16 protein-coding genes and 1 other RNA gene are annotated in these 20,437 nt (G+C 57.2%); 14 read left to right on the forward strand and 3 right to left on the reverse strand.

The window, feature by feature from the left end; all coding sequences use genetic code 11:
• The first annotated feature begins 110 nt into the window (after positions 1-110).
• The 4 genes from ribBA to FKCLFG_RS04195 all read left to right on the forward strand — a co-directional run bounded on the left by ribBA (position 111) and on the right by FKCLFG_RS04195 (position 3,708).
• On the forward strand, positions 111-1,223 hold the full coding sequence (ribBA, locus tag FKCLFG_RS04180; protein ID WP_472614972.1) for a bifunctional 3,4-dihydroxy-2-butanone-4-phosphate synthase/GTP cyclohydrolase II: 1,113 nt from the start codon (positions 111-113) through the stop codon (positions 1,221-1,223).
• Between the two features lie 104 nt (positions 1,224-1,327).
• Positions 1,328-1,819: a 6,7-dimethyl-8-ribityllumazine synthase gene (ribH, locus tag FKCLFG_RS04185; protein WP_472614973.1), complete on the forward strand. Its 492-nt coding sequence runs from the start codon at positions 1,328-1,330 to the stop codon at positions 1,817-1,819.
• Positions 1,820-1,941: 122 nt separating this feature from the next.
• Entirely contained in the window at positions 1,942-2,412 is a 471-nt protein-coding gene (gene nusB, locus FKCLFG_RS04190; protein ID WP_472614974.1) for a transcription antitermination factor NusB, read from the forward strand.
• Between the two features lie 123 nt (positions 2,413-2,535).
• Positions 2,536-3,708 carry a pyridoxal phosphate-dependent aminotransferase gene (locus FKCLFG_RS04195; RefSeq protein WP_472614975.1) on the forward strand — a complete coding sequence of 391 codons (1,173 nt, stop codon included), beginning with the start codon at positions 2,536-2,538 and terminating at the stop codon, positions 3,706-3,708.
• A 183-nt stretch (positions 3,709-3,891) separates the two neighbouring features.
• Here the strand turns inward: FKCLFG_RS04195 and FKCLFG_RS04200 are convergent, their stop codons facing one another.
• On the reverse strand, positions 3,892-4,869 hold the full coding sequence (locus FKCLFG_RS04200) for a transglycosylase SLT domain-containing protein (protein WP_472614976.1): 978 nt from the start codon (positions 4,867-4,869) through the stop codon (positions 3,892-3,894).
• Positions 4,870-5,361: 492 nt separating this feature from the next.
• Here FKCLFG_RS04200 and ubiD point away from each other — a divergent pair, with 492 nt between their 5' ends.
• Together ubiD and ffs are read left to right on the forward strand one after the other, a co-directional pair.
• Positions 5,362-6,846, forward strand: a complete 1,485-nt coding sequence (ubiD, locus tag FKCLFG_RS04205) for a 4-hydroxy-3-polyprenylbenzoate decarboxylase (protein WP_472614977.1) — start codon at positions 5,362-5,364, stop codon at positions 6,844-6,846.
• Between the two features lie 45 nt (positions 6,847-6,891).
• Positions 6,892-6,990: signal recognition particle sRNA small type (gene ffs, locus FKCLFG_RS04210), an RNA gene on the forward strand.
• Positions 6,991-7,037: 47 nt separating this feature from the next.
• Here the strand turns inward: ffs and FKCLFG_RS04215 are convergent.
• Positions 7,038-8,699 carry an isovaleryl-CoA dehydrogenase gene (locus tag FKCLFG_RS04215; RefSeq protein WP_472614978.1) on the reverse strand — a complete coding sequence of 554 codons (1,662 nt, stop codon included), beginning with the start codon at positions 8,697-8,699 and terminating at the stop codon, positions 7,038-7,040.
• Positions 8,700-8,869: 170 nt separating this feature from the next.
• On the opposite strand from FKCLFG_RS04215, the gene FKCLFG_RS04220 reads away from it, so the two are divergent.
• The 8 genes from FKCLFG_RS04220 to FKCLFG_RS04255 all read left to right on the forward strand — a co-directional run bounded on the left by FKCLFG_RS04220 (position 8,870) and on the right by FKCLFG_RS04255 (position 19,306).
• On the forward strand, positions 8,870-10,045 hold the full coding sequence (locus FKCLFG_RS04220; RefSeq protein ID WP_472614979.1) for an efflux RND transporter periplasmic adaptor subunit: 1,176 nt from the start codon (positions 8,870-8,872) through the stop codon (positions 10,043-10,045).
• The gene (locus FKCLFG_RS04225) at positions 10,042-13,134 is read left to right on the forward strand and encodes an efflux RND transporter permease subunit (RefSeq protein WP_472614980.1); all 3,093 of its coding nucleotides are present in this window, start codon (positions 10,042-10,044) and stop codon (positions 13,132-13,134) included. Before FKCLFG_RS04220 ends, FKCLFG_RS04225 begins: the two co-directional genes overlap by 4 nt.
• Before the next feature lie 222 nt (positions 13,135-13,356).
• Positions 13,357-15,354, forward strand: a complete 1,998-nt coding sequence (gene dnaX, locus FKCLFG_RS04230) for a DNA polymerase III subunit gamma/tau (protein WP_472614981.1) — start codon at positions 13,357-13,359, stop codon at positions 15,352-15,354.
• Between the two features lie 2 nt (positions 15,355-15,356).
• A complete protein-coding gene (locus FKCLFG_RS04235; RefSeq protein ID WP_472614982.1) occupies positions 15,357-15,683 on the forward strand; it encodes a YbaB/EbfC family nucleoid-associated protein in 327 nt (108 codons plus the stop codon).
• A gap of 55 nt (positions 15,684-15,738) precedes the next feature.
• Positions 15,739-16,335, forward strand: a complete 597-nt coding sequence (recR, locus tag FKCLFG_RS04240; RefSeq protein WP_472614983.1) for a recombination mediator RecR — start codon at positions 15,739-15,741, stop codon at positions 16,333-16,335.
• 178 nt (positions 16,336-16,513) lie between these two features.
• A complete protein-coding gene (locus FKCLFG_RS04245; RefSeq protein ID WP_472614984.1) occupies positions 16,514-17,554 on the forward strand; it encodes an ABC transporter substrate-binding protein in 1,041 nt (346 codons plus the stop codon).
• Positions 17,555-17,642: 88 nt separating this feature from the next.
• Positions 17,643-18,452, forward strand: a complete 810-nt coding sequence (locus FKCLFG_RS04250; RefSeq protein ID WP_472614985.1) for an ABC transporter ATP-binding protein — start codon at positions 17,643-17,645, stop codon at positions 18,450-18,452.
• Positions 18,453-18,454: 2 nt separating this feature from the next.
• On the forward strand, positions 18,455-19,306 hold the full coding sequence (locus tag FKCLFG_RS04255) for an ABC transporter permease (RefSeq protein WP_472614986.1): 852 nt from the start codon (positions 18,455-18,457) through the stop codon (positions 19,304-19,306).
• 83 nt (positions 19,307-19,389) lie between these two features.
• On the opposite strand, the gene tal is transcribed toward FKCLFG_RS04255, so the two are convergent.
• Positions 19,390-20,325: a transaldolase gene (gene tal / locus FKCLFG_RS04260; RefSeq protein WP_472614987.1), complete on the reverse strand. Its 936-nt coding sequence runs from the start codon at positions 20,323-20,325 to the stop codon at positions 19,390-19,392.
• Between the last annotated feature and the right edge of the window lie 112 nt (positions 20,326-20,437).

The following is a 20,437-nucleotide window of genomic DNA, read 5'->3' on the forward strand; positions in this document are numbered from 1 at the left end:
TCTCGGTTTACGCAACGGCGTTAGGCATGAATTCCAGCATAGTTGGCCGTTTTGAGATTGCTCTAGCTTAAATCCATTAAAATAGCGGTCTGTTCAGGATAAAAAAAGTCATGTCTATTTCAACTACGCAAGAAATTGTTACCGAGCTTCGCGCCGGACGTATGGTAATCCTCGTCGACGAGGAAGATCGTGAAAATGAAGGCGATCTGGTACTTGCCGCAGAATTTGTAACGGCTGAGGCAATCAACTTCATGGCCAAATTCGGTCGCGGACTGGTGTGCCTGACCTTAACGGAGGAGCGTTGTGCGCAACTCGATTTGCCCATGATGACAGCCAATAACGGCACTTTTTACGGCACCAACTTTACGATGTCGATCGAGGCTGCCGAGGGCGTCACCACCGGCATTTCCGCGGCTGACCGTGCCAAGACCATTCAGGTCGCAGTCAGCAAGGACGTCAAGCCGTCCGATATCGTCCAGCCGGGGCATATTTTCCCGCTCAAGGCGCAAAAAGGCGGCGTCTTGATGCGCGCCGGTCACACCGAGGCTGGCTGTGATTTCGCCGAGCTGGCGGGTTTGACGCCTGCCGCGGTGATTTGCGAAATCATGAATGACGACGGCACCATGGCGCGCTTGCCCGATTTGATCGAGTTCGCCAAGCTGCACGGTTTGAAAATCGGTACGATTGCCGATCTGATCCATTATCGCAACCAGCACGAAAGCGTGATTGAGCGGATTGCGGAGCGTTCGATGCAGACCATCCACGGCGAATTCAAGGCGATCGCTTACCGCGACAAACCTAGCGGTGCCGCCCATCTGGCTTTGGTACACGGCAATATCACGTCTGACAGCGAAGCTTTGGTGCGGGTCCATCAGCCGGTTTCGGTCCTCGATTTTCTGGAAGTGCAAGTGACTACCCATTCGTGGAATCTGGCATCGGCAATGACAGCCATCAAGGCTTCCGAGTGCGGCGTGGTGGTATTGCTCAATTGCGAAGAATCGGCCGAGCAAATGTTTAGACAGTTTGCAGCGCTGAATTCGCCCGAGGCTAGCCCGCGTCCGCGCGGCGCCAGCGTGGATTTGCGCAACTACGGCATCGGCGCACAGATATTGAAGGACGTCGGCGTGCGCAAGATGCGGCTGCTGTCGAGCCCGCGAAAAATGCCTTCGATGACCGGCTTTGACCTGGAAGTGACCGGTTATCAGAATCACCCGCTGGATTAAGCACGCAGTCACGTTTTGCGAATTTTCAACAATGCCATTAGTTAGAGCGTAACTAAGACGTAACTAAATCGCAACTAAAGCGTACGAGCGCACAAAGGAAAATCATGACTGTAGGAAAATTCGAATCGAATATGAATGGCGAAGGCTTGCGCATTGGCATCGTTCAGGCGCGCTTCAATCCGGATGTTTGCCATGGCTTGTTGTCGGCTTGCATTTCTGAACTGCAACATCTCGGCGTGGCGCCTGAAGATATCCTGCATGTGAGTGTGCCGGGTGCGCTGGAAATTCCGTTAGCCTTGCAAAAAATGGCGGACAGCCAGCAATTCGATGCGCTGGTGGCGCTGGGCGCAGTCATTCGCGGCGAAACCTATCATTTTGAACTGGTCTCGAACGAATCCGGCGCCGGCATCACCCGCGTCGGTCTGGATGCCGGCATCCCGATTGCCAATGCGGTGCTGACCACCGAAAACGACGAGCAAGCCGAAGTGCGCATGGCCGAAAAAGGCGTTGATGCGGCGCGGGTTGCAGTCGAGATGGCAAATCTGGTTCTGGCATTGGAAGAGTTGGCCGATTTGACCGATCTGCCCGAGCAGTAAAGTTGGCGTGACAAACGAATGCATCCCGAGCCAGGTTCCAGCGAACTGTCGGGCTGCGGTATCTGTACTGCAACAAAATACGCACATGGCGCTGGCCATGGCGCGAGATAGACCTGAAATTTATGACCAACAAGACCACCCTCCATGCCAATCCGAGCAAAAGTCGCTCACCCCGTCACCGGGCGCGCGAATTCGCGTTGCAAGGCCTGTACCAATGGCTGCTCAATAACGAGGATGTCAACGCCATCGAAGCCCATATCCGCGAAGCGCATGGCTTCGACAAGGCGGACAAGGAGCATTTCGACGCCTTGTTGTACGGCGCCATCAATGCCGCAGTGCCGTTGCGGGCCGAAATAGCCCCGCTGATTGACCGCGCCATCAGTGAATTGTCGCCGATTGAACACGCGGTTTTGCTGATCGGCGCTTATGAATTGAAAAACCATCTTGAAATACCGTATCGCGTCGTCATCAACGAAGCGGTCGAGATAGCCAAATCTTTCGGCGGCATCGATGGTCACAAATATGTCAATGGCGTGCTGGATAAGTTGGCCGGCAAGATGCGCGAAGCCGAAGTCCAGGCTGGCCGCAAATAAGACAATATCGCTCTTTTCCTTCGGGGAAGAGCGCAAAAAAACCGCCATATCGTGATGGGCTTTTCGGTGCCAAAGTGCCGATGACCGATCGCCATGGCGGTTTTTCTTTTGGAAAGAATACCCATGTCATCGATTAGCATCGCTGCGCGCTTGCAAAACATTGCACCATTTCATGTGATGGAAATCGCCAAAATGGCCGCCGCACTGGAGCGGGAAGGGCGTCACATCATCCATATGGGCATTGGCGAGCCGGATTTTACCGCGCCGCCGGCAGTGATCGAAGCTGCTGCCCGGGCCATGCAGGACGGCCGGATGCAATACACCGCAGCTACCGGCCTGCCAGAACTGCGGGTGGCGATCTCGGACCATTATCGCCAGGTATATGGGCTGGAAGTGGCACCGACACGCATCATCGTCACCGCCGGCGCATCGGCGGCGTTGCTGCTGGCTTGCGCCGCGCTGGTCGACAAGGGCGCGGAAATCCTGATGCCGGACCCATCTTACCCATGCAACCGCCATTTTGTCGCCGCCTTCGACGGTTGTCCGGTGATGATCCCGAGCGGCCCGGCCGAGCGTTTCCAGCTGTCCGACGCCATGGTGCAGGGGCATTGGAACGACGCGACCCGCGGCGTGCTGCTGGCTTCGCCATCGAACCCGACCGGTACTTCGATTGCGCCGGAGGAATTGCAGAAAATTGTCGCAACCGTGCGCAGCAAGGGCGGCTTCACCATCGTGGACGAGATTTATCAGGGCTTGAGTTACGATGCCGCGCCGTTTTCCGCATTGTCGCTGGGCGACGATGTAATCGTGATCAACAGTTTTTCCAAGTATTTCAACATGACCGGCTGGCGTCTGGGTTGGCTGGTGGTGCCTGAGGCGCTGGTGTCGCCGCTCGAAAAGCTGGCGCAAAACCTGTTCATTTGCCCATCCACCATTGCGCAGCATGCGGCGCTGGCATGCTTTACGCCGGAATCGATTGCGATTTACGAGCAGCGCAAAGCCGAGTTCAAACGCCGCCGCGACTATATCGTGCCTGCCTTGCGCGCGCTGGGTTTTGTGGTGCCGGTGATGCCGGATGGGGCGTTTTATGTGTATGCAAATTGTTCGGCATTCACTGATGATGCCGATCAGTTGACGATAGATATGTTGAACCAGGCCGGCGTGGTGCTGGTGCCCGGACTGGATTTTGGCGCGCATACGGCGCGCAACTATATCCGTCTTTCATACGCCACATCGATGGAGAATTTGCAGGAAGCAGTGCGCCGTTTGTCTGTATTTCTGGCTGGCAGGAAGTAATATACTAGACATCGTATTTTTAATATACGCATATATGTATTGCGGTAAATCGATGTTTTTTAGCTATACTCCTTTTTTTTCTTCGATATGTGCGCGCCATAAAAACCTTGGCAGCAATAAAAAAGAGCCTCTCGTTACAGGGCTCTTTTTTATTGCGTTGGTCGCACTCTAGTTGGTCACGCTCTATAAGGCGGCAACCTGATCGGATGAGTTTTTCTGATTGTGCTTTGGCAAGTCATCTCTTGCGGTCGGTGGCAGTTCGGCAGGCTCGGCCTTTTTAGCCATTATTGGCCGCGCGTGCGGTCTTGCTCTAGCCGTTATGTGTGATGACACTTTCTTGCCCGTCGCAACTTCCTGCAGGTAACTGTATTCGGATAGAACTTTGCTGCCATAACCGGAATCAGTGGCGAATGCGGCCGCGCCGACATATTTCTTCAGGCCAGCCTCGACTGAGCCGCCCTGGACCACATATTCCTTCAGAATGCGCGAACCTACCTTGATGTTGGCTACCGGATTCAAGGCTGCTTCAACGCCGCCGTGTTTCTGGAATTTATCCTGATGAATTTTTGACATCACCTGCATCAGGCCTTGCGCGCCCACTGGGCTTTCAGAGAGCGGATTGAAACGCGATTCAATAGCAATCACGGAAAGAATCAGCAACGGGTCCAGTTTGAGCTCGTGCGCTACCTGATAAGAGGTCAATACCAGCTTGTGAATGGCGTCCCCGGCAACCCGGTAGCGCTTGGAGAGCCAGTAGGTAACCCATTTTTGCTGCGTCGAAGTGGCGCCAGCAGCTTGCTGTGGCCGCTCGGCCCGGGTCGTTTCCGGTTGGGTAGCGCGAATTTCCGGAGCAGTGGCGGCTGCAGCAGTGTTTAGCACAACCGGCGCTTGCGGCGCTTTCGCAGCGACGTTTGCATTTGTGTCATTTGCCGCATATTTTTCGGCGAATGGGGACCACTCCTTGAGTCGGTCGGCTAGCTCCGGCTTGACGAATATCAGGCTGACCAGGCCGATCGCAAGCAGACCTAAAATCAATACTGTGCGGTGCGCGGTAACGACATAATTTTTAGCCGCTTCACGGGCAAAATTTGTCCATAAGGCAGACTGGCCCGCCGTTTTTTGGGCATAACCGTACATTGCCCTGTTAATCTGGATAAACATGGAACCTCCTGAGCTGTCACGGCACGCACAGAATCCCGTTAATAGCGCATCAGATGCACAATCGCGAGAGACTTGTTACAAATATCGTGATTCAGAAACATCGTTTGTCGTCGCATGGCGCGCACGACAAACGCCGGAGTTGTTTGCTGCAGCTGGCTGCTCTGTGTGTCGGCAGGGTGTGGCAAACAACTTTTATCGGGGGCAAGGCAGACGCCTTATGAAAACACTCCTTAAAATGTCATATGGGGCCCCGAACCCCGTGAACATGAAAAATGTTTTTTTTACGCAAGTTTTTTATGCTAGTAAAGAACGCTTTCTCATCAAGTTGGCGCATTGTAGAAGCGTGAATATATCAAGTCAATACTATAAAATTTAATTTCTATTACTTTTATGTCTTATGTTTATGCTGCTATGCAGCATAAACCCATTAAATCAACTACTTGGCAGTACTTTCTCGGACAATGAGATAACTTTTGAAAACACTGTAAAAAAATGAAATATTCAGATTTGCGGGATTTTATTTCTAAATTGCAACAAATTGACGAGTTAAAGCGTATTTCCACGCCGATTTCGCCGCATTTGGAGATGACCGAGGTGTGCGATCGTACTTTGCGCGCCGGCGGACCGGCGCTTTTGTTCGAGCGGCCGGTCGGGCATAGCATGCCGGTGCTGGGGAATCTGTTCGGCACACCGCGCCGCGTGGCGCTGGGCATGGGAGCCGACGATGTCAGCCAATTGCGCAAGATCGGCCATGTATTGGCGAGCTTGAAGGAGCCGGAGCCGCCGAAAGGCTTCAAGGAGATTCTGGGCCTGGGTTCGCTGGTCAAGGCGGTCTGGGATATGGCGCCGAAGGAATTGCGCGGCGCGCCTTGCCACGACATCGTGTGGGAAGGCAATGATGTCGATCTGGCCCGGTTGCCGATTCAATACTGCTGGCCGGGCGATGCCGCGCCATTGATAACCTGGGGTCTGGTGATCACCAAGGGGCCAAACAAGAAGCGCCAGAATCTCGGCATTTACCGCCAGCAGGTGATCGGTCGCAACAAGGTGATCATGCGCTGGCTCGCGCATCGTGGCGGCGCGCTGGACTTTCGCGAGCATGCGATTGCCAGCAAGGGCCAGCCGTATCCGATTGCAGTCGCGCTCGGCGCCGACCCGGCCACCATACTGGGCGCAGTCACGCCGGTGCCGGATAGTTTGTCGGAATACCAGTTTGCCGGCTTGCTGCGCGGCAGCCGCACCGAACTGGTGAAAGCCATCGGCAGCGAATTGCGGGTGCCGGCCTCGGCCGAAATCGTGCTGGAAGGGCATATCTATCCGGATGAGTCGCATCCAAGCGGTTACGAACACGCATTGGAAGGGCCGTTTGGCGACCATACCGGTTATTACAACGAACAGGATTCGTTTCCGGTGTTTACCATTGACCGCATCACGATGCGGCGCGATCCGATTTACCACTCGACTTATACCGGCAAGCCGCCGGACGAACCGGCGGTGCTGGGCGTGGCGTTGAATGAGGTATTCATTCCATTGTTGCAAAAGCAGTTTGGCGAAATCACCGATTTTTATTTGCCGCCCGAAGGCTGCAGCTACCGGATGGCGATAGTGCAAATGAAGAAGTCGTATGCCGGCCATGCCAAGCGGGTGATGTTCGGGGTCTGGAGCTTTCTGCGCCAGTTCATGTATACCAAGTTCATCGTGGTGGTGGATGAGGATGTGAATATCCGCGACTGGAAGGAAGTGATCTGGGCCATCACTACCCGGGTTGATCCGTTGCGCGACACCACGCTGGTCGATAACACGCCGATCGATTATCTGGATTTCGCTTCGCCGGTCAGCGGCCTGGGCTCCAAGATGGGGATCGATGCCACCAATAAATGGCCGGGCGAGACCAGCCGCGAGTGGGGCACCACGATCCAGATGACGCCCGAGGTCAAGGCACGCATTGATACCATTTGGCAAGAACTGGGAATCTAAAAACACAATGCTGTAGGGGCCGATAAGTCGAGTATAATTCGCCTCGGCGGGCCCCTGCGCATTGTGGCATGGCTAACCTGGTCAGGTCGGGAACGAAGCAGCCACGGCCATTACCTGCAAGTGCCGCAGATCAGGCTCGCCTTTGTTTTTCTCCAGATTTTCCCCCATCTTCGGTATTTTCCCAGTCATTTTTAAACCGGCCAGGCGCGCTCCAGTATTGCTGTTTGCGAGCTGACAGTTGCCAGCGTGCCATAGACTCGGCCGGATTCGGTATCGATTCTGCTGGCGAGGAAGGCTTCGGCAATCGGCGCTGGCGCATGACGCAGCATCAATACGCCTTGCGCGATCAGCACCAGGCGCTGGGCAAAGCGGCGCGCCTGCGCTTCGCGCTGCTCCGGCGGCAACATTAAGTCGCCGCGCAACGCTTGCATCATGCGCTGCAGCCCGGGGTGGCCCGCAGCGGTTTCTTGCAGGTTGTCCAACAGCAGATGGAATCCTTCCGCTTCGCGATCGATCGCGCGCAATACGTCCAGGCACATCACATTGCCGGAACCTTCCCAGATCGAATTGACCGGTGCTTCGCGATACATGCGCGCCATCGGCCCGCTTTCCACGTAGCCGTTACCGCCCCAGACTTCCATGCATTCGCCGGTGAATTCCAGTGCGCGCTTGCAAATCCAGAACTTGGCGGCAGGCGTCATGATGCGCTGCCATGCGCGTTGCAACTGTGGTTGATCTTGAGGCCGATCTTTAAACTGCTCGCAAGCGCTGGCCAATTGCAGCATCAGCAAGGTTGCGGCCTCGCTTTCCAGCGCCAGATCGGCCAGCACATTGCGCATCAGCGGTTGTGCTGCCAGTGGGCGGCCGAATGCGCTGCGATGGCGGGCGTGGTGCGCGGCCTGCACGAACGCCTGGCGCATCAGCCCGGCGCTGCCGATCACGCAATCGAGCCGGGTGCTGTTGGCCATTTCGATGATGGTGGGAATGCCGCGTCCTTCTTCCCCGATCATGATGCCGTAGGCATCCTGGAACTCGACTTCGGCGCTGGAGTTGGAGCGGTTGCCCAGCTTGTCTTTCAGGCGCTGGATCAGCACCGCATTTTTCGTGCCGTCCGGCCGCCAGCGCGGCACGAAAAAGCAGGACAGGCCCGGATCGGTGCGTGCCAGCACCAGATGGGCGTCGCACATCGGCGCCGAGAAAAACCATTTGTGGCCGGTCAGCGCATAGTCGGCCCCGCGCCCAATGCCGGACAGCGGCCGCGCCAGCGTGGTGTTGCTGCGCACGTCCGAGCCGCCTTGCTTTTCGGTCATGCCCATGCCGATCAGAATCGAGTGCTTGTGCGCCAGCGGCAGATCGCGCGCATCGTGCTGACTGGAAAACAGCTTGACTTGCAACGTGGCGAATAGTGCGGCTTCGTTCCGGAGCACCGGGATCGCGGCAAAAGTCATGGTGGTCGGGCATAACGAGCCGGATTCCACTTGCGCATGCAGGAAGTAGCCGGCCGCGCGCGCCGCCTGCGCGCCCGGCTGCGGCCGCATCCACGGCAGCGCGTGCAGGTTTTCCTTGCGCAGCAGGGCCAGCAGCGCATGCCAGCTCGGGTGAAATTCAACCACATCGATGCGCTGTCCGTTGCGGTCATGCGTGTGCAATTCAGGCGCATGCCGGTTGGCCAGTTCGCCCAGTTCCAATACCGCTGGGCGACCCAGTTCAGCGCCGAACTGCGTCAGTGCCTGGGTGTGCCAGACCGCCTGCTCGCGCTGTACGCCTTCAGCCAGCGCAATATCGGTCGTAAACAGGTTGTAGTCTTGCAATTGCGGCACTTGATTGGTGATTTCGTGGGTTTGCCATTGCATGGTGCATACCTTTTTCCGTTTAGCGGTTACTCCAGAATAGATCGTTCATGCGGGGTTTGCCAAGGATTCGCTAGGGTCTGGCCAATACATTGCGATACATACCATCGGTTGACCGACATTGCTTTAGGTAAGTATTATCGACAGCTGCCTTTATAGATTGATTATTTCTTATGCGTTTGACTTTCAAGTATTTACTGATTGCTGCCGGTGTCGTGGTGCTGGGTGCGGGTGCTGTTGGCGCTTATTACGTGATGGTTCCTGACAGGAAACCGGTCGCGGCCAAAGCGCAGGATTCGTCCCAGAGCGTGAAGACTGTAGTAGCCGAGCAGAAATCGATGCCGATCACGATCAATCTCAACGGGAATGTCGTAGCCATCAATACAGTCGATGTGCGCCCGCAAATCCAGAATGTGGTGCGCGCGATTCACGTTGTTGAAGGGCAGGAAGTGCGCGCCGGTCAGTTATTGCTGACTCTCGATGGGCGCAGCGATGCCTCCATTGTTGCCAAGGCGCAGGCGCAACTGGCCAAAGACCGCGCCGATCTGGTGGATGCCGAAAGCACGCTCCAGCGCAACGAGGACTTGCTAGCCAAAAAATTTGTCTCGCAGGCGGTGGTCGATACCGCGCGCAGCCGGGTTGCCGCCGCGCGCAGCGTGATGCGCGCCGATCAGGCCAGCATCGAATCCAGCAGCATTGCACTCGGTTATAACAAGATTGCCGCCAGCATTAGCGGCCGCATCGGCGCCATCAATGTACACGCAGGTAGTCTGGCGCAACCGAGCGCCGCGCCGATGCTGACCATCTCGCAACTCGATCCTATTGCTGTCAGCTTTTCTGTGCCGGAGCGCGAGCTCGCCAATATCATCGCGACTTACCCCAAGCTGGATGCGCCGGTGCTGGTGCAACTGCCAGGCGGCCAGACGATTGAAGGCAAGTTGTCTTTCGTCGACAATGCTGCGGATGCCGCCACCGGCACGATACGGATGAAGGCGCAGTTCGCCAATCCGCAAAAACGGCTGTGGCCGGGTTCGTTCGTGAATGTCCGGCTGATTTCGCGCACTCTGCCGGCGGCAGTGGTGGTGCCGGCGCAGGCAATCATCACCGGCCCAACTGAACAGTTTGTGTATGTGGTGCAGCCTGACCATAGCGTGAAACCCCGCAAGGTCAGCATTGTGACTATCGAGGATGGGCAGGCTGCTGTGTCCGGCCTGGAAGCCGGTCAGCGCGTGGTGCTGGAAGGCGCACAAGACCTGCGTCCCGGCGCCACTGTCAAGGAAGTTCAGTCCGATATCCCAGCGCTTCCGGCTGCGGACAATGCCAAGCCACAACAGAAAAATCCATCGTGAATATTTCGGAATTATGTATCCGCAGGCCGGTAATGACGGTCTTGCTGTCGGTGGCCCTGGTCGTCGTCGGCTTGTTTGCCTATAACAAATTGCCGATTGCGGCCTTGCCCAGCTATAACACGCCGATCATCAATGTCAGCGGCTCTTTGCCGGGGGCCAGCCCCGAGATCATGGCGTCGTCGGTCGCAACGCCGCTGGAGAAGCAGTTTTCCACCATCGCCGGCCTGGCTACCATCAGTTCCAGCAACACCCTGGGCAGCACCTCGATCACGTTGGAATTTACGCCCGACCGGGACATCGATGCCGCTGCAGTGGATGTGCAGGCAGCCTTGCTGCGCGCGCAGCGCAGCTTGCCGGATGAAATGACTTCATTGCCCTCTTACCGCAAGGTCAATCCGGCGGACTCGCCTATTCTCTTGCTGGCGCTGACATCGCCGTCGATTTCGCTGGCCGATTTGGATGACTATGCGGAAAACCTGATTTCTCCTACGCTGTCGATCATCGATGGCGTGGCGGAGGTGTCGGTGTTTGGCCAGCGGCGTTACGCGGTGCGGGTGCAGGTCAAGTCGGACCAGTTGGCGGCGCGCAACCTGACGATGGATGAACTCGCCAGCGCCTTGCGCGCGGCCAATGCGAATAGTCCGGTTGGCGTGCTGGATGGCGCGCGCCAGAGCCTGACCCTGCAGGCGAATCAACAATTGCGCGATGCTAATGCCTTCGCCAACCTGGTGATCAGTAGCAAGGATGGGGCTACGGTAAGGCTCAAGGACGTCGCGAATGTGATTGACAGCGTCGAATCGACCAAGAACGGCAGCTGGTCGAATGGACAGCCTGCCATCGTGCTGGCGGTATTGCGCCAGCCGAATGCGAATACGGTGGCGGTGGTGGATGCGGTAAAGGCGGCTTTGCCGAAATTTCAGACGCAGATGCCGGCCTCAATTGATGTGCGGATATTGAACGACCGCGCGACCTCGGTTCGGGAAGCAATTCACGATGTGAAATTTACCTTGCTGCTGACCATTTTTCTGGTCGTGATGGTGATTTTCCTGTTCCTCAAGCGCTTGTCGGCCACCATGATCCCGGTGGTGACGCTGCCGATTTCGCTGATCGGCTGTTTCGGCCTGATGTACTGGCTCGGTTACAGCCTGGACAATATTTCCCTGCTCGGCATCACCATCGCGGTCGGCCTGGTGGTCGATGATGCGATCGTGATGCTGGAAAACATTGTGCGTTATGTGGAGCAGGGCATGGAGCCGCTGCCGGCCGCTCTGAAAGGCTCGCGCGAGATGGTGTTTACAATTATCTCGATTTCGATTTCGCTGGTGGCCGTATTCATTCCGATTTTCTTCATGCCGGGCGTGATCGGCCAGATGTTCCACGAGTTTGCGGTGGTGGTGTCGCTGGCGGTGCTGGTGTCGGCTGCGGTGTCGCTGTCGCTGGTGCCGATGCTGTGCAGTCGTTTCCTGCGCCACGAGACGCATGAAAACGATAGCTGGCTCAGTCGCAACTTCGAAAAAGGCTTCCAGGCGGTGGTCAGGGGCTATACGCATGGGCTGGACTGGTGTTTGGTACACAGCAGGACGGTATTGCTGGCGGCGCTGTCCACGTTTGCCCTGACTGCGGTGTTGTTCATCGAGATACCGAAAGGCTTTTTCCCGAGCGAAGATATCGGCCAGATTAGCGCCTCGATCGAGGGACCGCAGGATATCTCTTATCCGGCGATGGCGGCGCTGGTCCAGAAGGTGGCGGCGCTGGTCGAGAACGATCCGAACGTGGAGAGCGTCATGGCCCGTGCCAGAAGCGGCAACAGCGGCAACATGTTCATCGGTCTCAAACCAAAGGCGCAACGCCAGTCGATGGATGCGGTGCTGGAGCAACTGCGCAGCAAGGCCAATAGCATCCCCGGCCTGTCGGTGTATTTGAGCCCGGTGCAGAATTTGCGTCTGGGCGGCAAATCCAGCAAGAGTCGCTATCAATATGTACTGCAAAGCGTGCGCGCCGATGAACTCAACGATTGGTCGGAACGGCTGCAAGCCAAAATGCGGGCCGATCCGATCTTTCGCGACGTCACCAGCGACTCCCAGTTGAAAGGCTTGCAGGCGCAGTTGGATATCGACCGCGATCGCGCCAATACGGCCGGGGTTCAGGTCGAGGATATCCGCACCGCGCTCTACAGTGCCTATGGGGAACGCCAGGTCTCGACCATTTTTACCAGCAGCAACAGCTTTCAGGTGATTCTGCAGGATGCCGATAGCGGCAGTCAGGACGAGACGGATTTGCATAAAATCCATGTGCGCAGCACAAATGGCACTCTGGTACCATTGATGAGCATTGCCAGCGTGCGCCGCACGGTCGGGCCGGTCACGGTGAATCACCAGGGACAGTTGCAGGCCATCACCATTTCGTTCAACCTGGCCGCGAACAGCCCACTGGGTGACGCCAGCGCAAAAATCGATCAGTTCAAAATCGCATTGGGCATGCCGGCCAGCGTGATTACTTCCTACGCCGGCGATGCTGCCGCTTTCCAGTCGTCGCAGGGCAGCCAGGTCGCACTGTTGCTGCTGGCGGTGATCGTGATCTACATCCTGCTCGGCGTGCTGTACGAGAGTTATATCCATCCGCTGACGATCCTGGCCGGTCTGCCTTCGGCCGCGATTGGTGCGTTGCTCACCTTGCGTCTGTTCGGTTTCGAGCTGACCTTGATCGCCACCATCGGCATCCTGATGCTGATCGGCATCGTCAAGAAGAACGCCATCATGATGATCGATTTCGCCCTGGCAGCGCAGCGCAACCAGGGCATGACGCCGTTTGATGCGATCCGCAGCGCCTGCCTGCTGCGTTTCCGGCCGATCATGATGACCACGCTGGCGGCCCTGATGGGCGCGTTGCCGATTGCGCTCGGGTTGGGGGCTGGGGCCGAATTGCGCCAGCCGCTGGGCTTGGCAATCGTCGGCGGCTTGATCTTTTCGCAGGCGATCACGCTTTTCATTACGCCGGTGATTTACCTGTTCCTGGACCGTTTCAGCGGCAGCGGCCCGCTGCAAATCGCGCCGGAACTGATGCCGGATGATTACAAGCGCGCCGGTTAAACTTGGTGATTTTTAGAAATAGCAGGAGTATGCAAATAAATACAGTTATTGCCGCAATGTAAGCAGCATAACTTTAAAATACATAAAGCAGTATGTTATTTATTGGGAAGCGCGAGAATGCGGCTGCGATTGCCGGCGGCGTTCTGTGCGGCGCATCCGACTAAAATCCCGGCTTGCCACGGCGCTTGAATTGTTTGCTGCTCCATAAGGTAAAATCACGCCATGTCATATCAAGTCCTCGCCCGCAAATACCGCCCCAAAAACTTCGAAACCCTCGTCGGGCAAGAGCATGTGGTGCGCGCATTGACGCATGCGCTGGAACAAAAGCGCTTGCACCACGCGTATCTGTTTACCGGCACCCGCGGCGTGGGCAAGACCACGCTGTCGCGGATTCTGGCCAAAGCCCTCAATTGCATCGGCGCCGATGGCAAGGGCGACATCACCGCCCAGCCCTGCGGCGTGTGCGAAGCCTGCACCGCCATCGATGCCGGGCGCTTCATCGATTACATCGAAATGGATGCCGCCTCCAACCGCGGCGTGGACGAAATGGCGCAATTGCTGGAGCAGGCGGTGTACGCGCCGTCCAACGCGCGCTTCAAGGTCTACATGATCGATGAAGTCCACATGCTCACCAATACCGCCTTCAATTCGATGCTGAAGACGCTGGAAGAGCCGCCCGAGCATGTCAAGTTCATTCTCGCCACCACCGATCCGCAAAAAATCCCGGTCACGGTGCTGTCGCGCTGCCTGCAATTCAACCTCAAGCAAATGCCGCCGGGCCACATTGTCAGTCATCTGGAAAATATTCTGGGCCAGGAACAGATTCCATTCGAGTTGCCGGCGCTGCGTCTGCTGGCGCAAGGCGCGCAAGGCTCGATGCGCGACGGCCTGTCGCTGACCGATCAGGCGATTGCCTACGCGGCCGGAAAAATTACGCTGGAAGCAGTGCAGGGCATGCTGGGCGCGCTCGATCAATCGTTCCTGATTCGCCTGCTCGATGCGCTGGCGGTCGAAGATGGCGCTGGTTTGCTGGCGGTTGCCGATGAAATGGCGGCGCGCAGCTTGTCGTATAACGGCGCGCTGCAGGATTTGGGCACTTTGCTGCATCGTATTGCGCTGGCGCAAACCGTGCCGCAAGCGCTGCCGGATGATTTGCCTGAGCGCGACGATGTGCTGCGTCTGGCCGCCTTGTTCGATGCCGAAGAAGTGCAACTTTTTTACCAGATTGCCGTACATGGCCGCAATGAACTGGGGCTGGCGCCGGATGAATATGCGGGATTTTCCATGACGCTGCTGCGCATGCTGGCGTTTCGTCCCGGCGTCGGCGTCGGCGTCGGCGGCGCGCAAGCGGCACTAGTATCAGCGATTGTGCGACAGCCGGCTGCCAGAACAGCATCAGGCATGAACGCCGCAGCGGCGAGTGCAGTCGCCAGTCCCGCTCCGGCGGTAGCACAGGTTGCAGCACAGGTTCCAGCAAAAACCGGCATCAGCCCGGCAATGGCCGCCTTGCATGCGGCGCGTGCCGGGAGCAAATCCACGTCAGGTGCAAACCGATCCAGGCCAAGCGCGACCGTCAGCACCAGCAGCAGCATCAGTGCGCCGCCACCGTGGGACGAGGACGAATCGTTGTCCCGAGTTGCGCCATCTGCACTTTCCACATCCGGTTCTCCTGACGCGGCGGCTCAAAAAAAAACTGAATCGTCCGCGCAACCCGTATCTTCAGCCGTTGCCGTAACCGCGCAGGAGCCGCCACCGACTGTGATTTTGGCACCGGAGCCGGCACTGATACTGGAATTTCATCCATTGCCAGCCCTGGGCTGGGACGGTGACTGGCCGCTGTTGGCAGCGGCTTTGCCGATTCGCGGTGTGGTGCAGCAACTGGCCTTGCAAAGCGAGTTGGGCCAGGCGGCAAGCGAGGGCGACGGCGCTGTATTGCATTTGCGGGTGCCGATGGCAACCCTGCTGTCTTCCGGCAGTGTCGATAAACTTACCGCTGCATTGAACGTCCATTTCGGTCAGCAGCTGCGTATCACAACTGAAATCGGCGCGGTGATCCATACCGCCAACGCCCAGGCCAAAGCCGCGCAGGCCCAGCGCCAGCGCGAAGCGGAAGCAACGATTCAGAACGATCCTTTCGTGCAAACTTTAATGCGCGAATTCGGCGCCACCGTCGTACCGGGATCGATCAAACCCCTTTTATTAAAAACGCAAGGAGAGTAACCATGATGAAGAACCAACTGGCAGGCTTGATGAAGCAAGCGCAGGCAATGCAAGACAACATGAAAAAAGCCCAGGACCAACTGGCCCTGATCGAAGTCGAAGGCCAATCCGGCGCAGGCCTGGTGAAAGTCGTGATGACTTGCAAAAATGACGTCAAACGCGTCACCATCGATCCATCCCTGTTGGGCGACGACAAAGACATGCTGGAAGACTTGGTGGCAGCTGCGTTCAACGATGCGGCGCGCAAGGCCGAAGCCACTTCCGCAGAAAAAATGAGCGGACTGACCTCTGGCATGCAGATGCCTCCCGGCTTCCAATTGCCGTTCTGATGCAGCGATTATTTTCGCAGTCATTGTCGCAGTCACTGTTTAGGACGCGGACTCGGTGAAAACACCTTCCAGCCTGAGCCTGCTGACCGAAGCGTTGCGCCGCCTGCCCGGCATCGGGCCGAAATCGGCGCAACGCATGGCCTATCACTTGCTGCAGCATGACCGCGACGGTGCGGCGATGCTGGGCCGGGCGCTGTTCCAAGCGGTGGAAAACATCCGTCACTGCAGCCTGTGCAACACTTTCACCGAACACACTGTGTGCGAAATGTGTCTGGATGAAGAGCGCGACAAATCGCTGTTGTGCGTGGTCGAGACGCCCGCCGATCAGCTGATGATCGAACAGACATTGACCTTCAAAGGGCGTTATTTCGTGCTGATGGGGCGGCTTTCGCCGCTGGACGGCATCGGCCCGAAAGACATCCACCTCGAAAAACTGATCAATCGCGCCACCGATGGCAATGTGGGCGAAGTCGTGCTGGCTACCAATTTCACCAATGAAGGCGAAGCCACCGCGCACTACATCAGCGAAATGCTGAAAGCGCGCGGCCTGAAAGTCAGCCGTCTGGCGCGCGGCGTACCGGTCGGCGGCGAGCTGGAATACGTCGATGCCGGCACCATCGCCCGCGCCATGCTGGACCGCCGCGCAACCTGAGCGTTGGGGTATGCTCAAGAAAATACACCGGGCTGAGATGGCGGCCGTATTGCCATACTCATTGCCGTACTCATTGCTGTACTGCTGCATTGCATCAAAATTATTGATACAAGCTGGGTTATGATTAGAGCGAAATTTTTCCATAAGGAAACGTTCACGCCACACAGGAGACGGCATTATGAGCAAGGTTTATTTCAAGAAATTGGGTGGCGCGCTGGGACTTTTTTTGTTCGGGCTCACCGCTGTTAATGGTTCACTATTGGCGCAGACCATTGAGAAGCCGAAGGTTTCAATCGCCGTCGGCGGCAAAAACCTGTTTTATTACCTGCCCCTGACCGTTGCCGAGCAACTCGGTTACTTCAAGGATGAAGGCTTGCAAGTCGAAATCAGCGATTTCGCCGGCGGCTCCAAAGCCCTGCAGGCGCTGGTAGGCGGCAGCGCCGATGTCGTTTCCGGGGCCTATGAACACACCATCACCATGCAGGCCAAGGGACAGCCGATCACCGCATTTGTCCTGCAGGGGCGCGCACCGCAAATCGTGATGGTGGTCAGCAACAAAACCATGCCGAATTACCGATCGGTGGCGGATTTGAAGGGCAAGAAAATCGGCATTTCCGCGCCCGGTTCCTCGACCAACATGATGGCCAACTTCGTGCTGGCAAAAGGCGGCCTGAAGCCATCCGATGTGTCTTTCATCGGCGTCGGCACCTCGGCTGGCGCCTTGTCGGCGATGCGTTCCGGCCAGATCGATGCGATGGCCAATCTGGACCCGGTGATCACGATGCTGGAGCAGAAAAAAGAAGTCAGGGTAATCGCCGACACCCGCACCCTGAAGGACACCAATGCCGTTTTCGGCGGTCCGATGCCGGCCGCAACCCTGTATACATCCGAAGCCTTCCTGCAAAAATATCCGCATACCGCGCAAGCGCTGACCAATGCGATGGTGCGCTCACTGAAGTGGCTGCAAAAGGCCACACCGTCTGACCTTATCAAGGTGGTGCCGGAAAGCTATCTGCTGGGCGACCGTGCGCTGTATATCGATGCTTTCACCAAGGTACGCGAAGCGCTATCGCCGGATGGCACTTTCCCAGCTGCCGGCCCGAAAACTGCGCTGGCTACCTTGCAAGCCTTCCAGCCTGAACTGGCTGGCAAAAAAATCGATCTTGCCAAGACCTACACCAATGAATTTGTAAAGAAGGCTAACGCCAAATACAAATGATCTTCGGCGCTTCCGGTGCAAGCCGGAAGCGCCAACCTCCCTCGCAATCCGTATGACAATGGATTCCGGCTTGCCGGAATGAACCTCCATGACACCAGCACTTTCCCTGGATAATATTTCCTGCACTTTCATATCGAAACAGGATCGTTCGCAGCGCTATACCGCAGTGGCCGATACGCAGCTCCATATCGCGCCGGGCGAATTCGTGTCCGTGGTCGGCCCGACCGGTTGCGGCAAATCGACCTTGCTCAATGTCGGCGCCGGCTTGCTGGAGCCTTCCAGCGGCAGCGTCAAGGTTTTCGGCGAACCGCTGCACGGCATCAACCGCCGCGCCGGCTACATGTTTCAGGCCGATGCCCTGATGCCCTGGCGCAGTGCAATCGACAACGTGATTGCCGGACTGCAGTTTCGCGGCATGGAAGACCAAGCGGCCAAAGCGCTGGGCGAAAAATGGCTGGTGCGGGTTGGCTTGCAAGGTTTTGGCGACCGTTATCCGCATCAGTTGTCGGGCGGCATGCGCAAGCGCGTCGCACTGGCACAAACCCTGATCCTCGACCCGGACATCATCCTGATGGATGAACCGTTCTCCGCACTGGATATCCAGACCCGCCAATTGATGGAAAACGAGGTGCTGGAACTGTGGAATGCGAAGAAAAAAGCGGTGCTGTTCATCACTCACGATCTGGATGAAGCGATTTCCATGTCGGACCGCGTGATCGTGTTATCGGCCGGCCCGGCCACCCATCCTATCGGTGAATTCATCATCGATCTGCCGCGCCCGCGCGACGTGGCGGAAATTCGCATGCATCCACGCTTTGTCGAACTGCATGCGCAAATCTGGTCGGTCTTGCGCGATGAAGTGCTCAAGGGCTATCAACAACAAAACAAGGCAGCCTGATCATGTGGCAATTATTGAAACCGAATCACAACAATCTGCGGGCCTGGCAAGTGCTGGTACTGGTCGTATTTCTGGCCGGCTGGCAGATTGCAACGCGCGATCCGCAAACCGCCTTCTTCTTCGGCGAACCGCTGATCGTCATGCAGCGCATCTGGCAGTGGTTTACCGTCGGCAGCGGCAGCCTGGAGGTCGGCATTGGCGACAGCACCTGGTTCACCCTGCATTTCCCGGCTGAAATCTATTCGCACCTGCTGGTGACGCTGACCGAAACCTTGCTGGCCTTCGGCATCGGCACCTTGCTCGGGCTGGGAGTCGGCCTGTGGCTGGCCCTGTCACCGTTGACCTCGGCCATATTGGACCCTTACATCAAGGCCTCCAATTCAATGCCGCGCGTGATCCTGGCGCCGATCTTCGCGATGTGGTTCGGCCTGGGCATCTGGTCGAAGGTGGCGCTGGCGGTGACGCTGGTGTTTTTCATCGTGTTCTTCAATGTGTACCAGGGCGTCAAGGAAGTCAGCCCGATCATCCTGGCAAACGCGAAGATGCTGGGCGCTAACGGCAAGCAGTTGCTGCGCAGCGTGTATCTGCCGTCGGCAACCTCGTGGGTGTTTTCCAGTCTGCATACTTCGGTTGGACTGGCGTTCGTCGGCGCAATCGTCGGCGAATACCTCGGCTCCGCGCGTGGCGTCGGCTATCTGATTCTGCAGGCGGAAGGGAGTTTTGACATCAATACCGTGTTCGCCGGGATCGTGGTGCTGACCGTGTTTGCGCTGATACTCGATACGGCGGTCGGCCTGATAGAAAAACGCCTGATGAAATGGCAGCCGAAAGGCGGCGAAACCGAAAAAATATGAGGCGTTGACCAAGCGCGAATTTTGCAGAATTTACCAAAAAAAAGCGGCCGTTTGGCCGCTTTTTTGTTGCTGCAAGGTGATACCTAGCGCAGCGCTTCGATCATCTGTTCCAGTTTGACCGAATCGGCGCAGAACTGGCGGATGCCTTCGGCCAGCTTTTCGGTCGCCATCGCATCGTCGTTGAGCATGTTGCGGAAGGTTTTTTCATTCAGCACCAGTTTTTCGATTTCGGCGCTTTTGGCGTCTTCCTGGTTCAATGTGCGGCTGATTGGAGCCTCGCTGTCGGTCAGCTTTTGCAGCAATTCCGGGCTGATGGTGAGCAAGTCGCAACCGGCCAGAGCAAGTATCTGCGAAGTATTGCGAAAGCTCGCGCCCATGATTTCGGTGGGGTGGCCAAATTTGCGGTAATAGGTATAGATGCGCTTGACCGATTGCACGCCGGGGTCGAGCTCGCCGCTGTATTCCTGCCCGGTCGACTTCTTGTACCAGTCATAGATGCGGCCGACGAAGGGCGAGATCAGTTGCGCGCCGGCGTCGGCGCAGGCGACAGCTTGCGGCAATGCAAACAGCAGCGTCATGTTGCAGCGGATGCCTTCCTGCTCCAGCACTTCGGCCGCGCGGATGCCTTCCCAGGTGGATGCGATCTTGATCAGGATGCGTTCGCGCGCAATCCCGGCCGCTTCGTACAGCGCAATCAGCGCGCGCCCTTTGGCGATCGAGCCCACGGTGTCGAACGACAGGCGGGCGTCGGTCTCAGTGGAAACGCGGCCGGGAATAATCTTCAGAATTTCAAGCCCGAACGAGACCAGCAGGCGGTCGATGATATCGGCAGTCGGTTTGCCGCGATGCTGCTGGACCGCCTGTTCCAGCAAATGCCGGTATTCCTCCTTTTGCACCGCTTTCAGGATCAGCGACGGATTGGTGGTGGCGTCACGCGGCGTGAACGCTTTCATGCTCTGAAAGTCGCCGGTATCGGCGACGACGGTGGTGTACTGTTTGAGTTGTTCCAGTTGATTCATGGTGAGCATGTCCGTGTGATGTAGTGCGATAAGTTAATCAGCTTATTGTAGCCGCATCGCCGCGCCGCACGTTTGGCCGATCCGCTAAAATACGTCCATTCCAACTGAAGGC

It is taken from the genome of Gelidimonas denitrificans, from assembly GCF_055694065.1.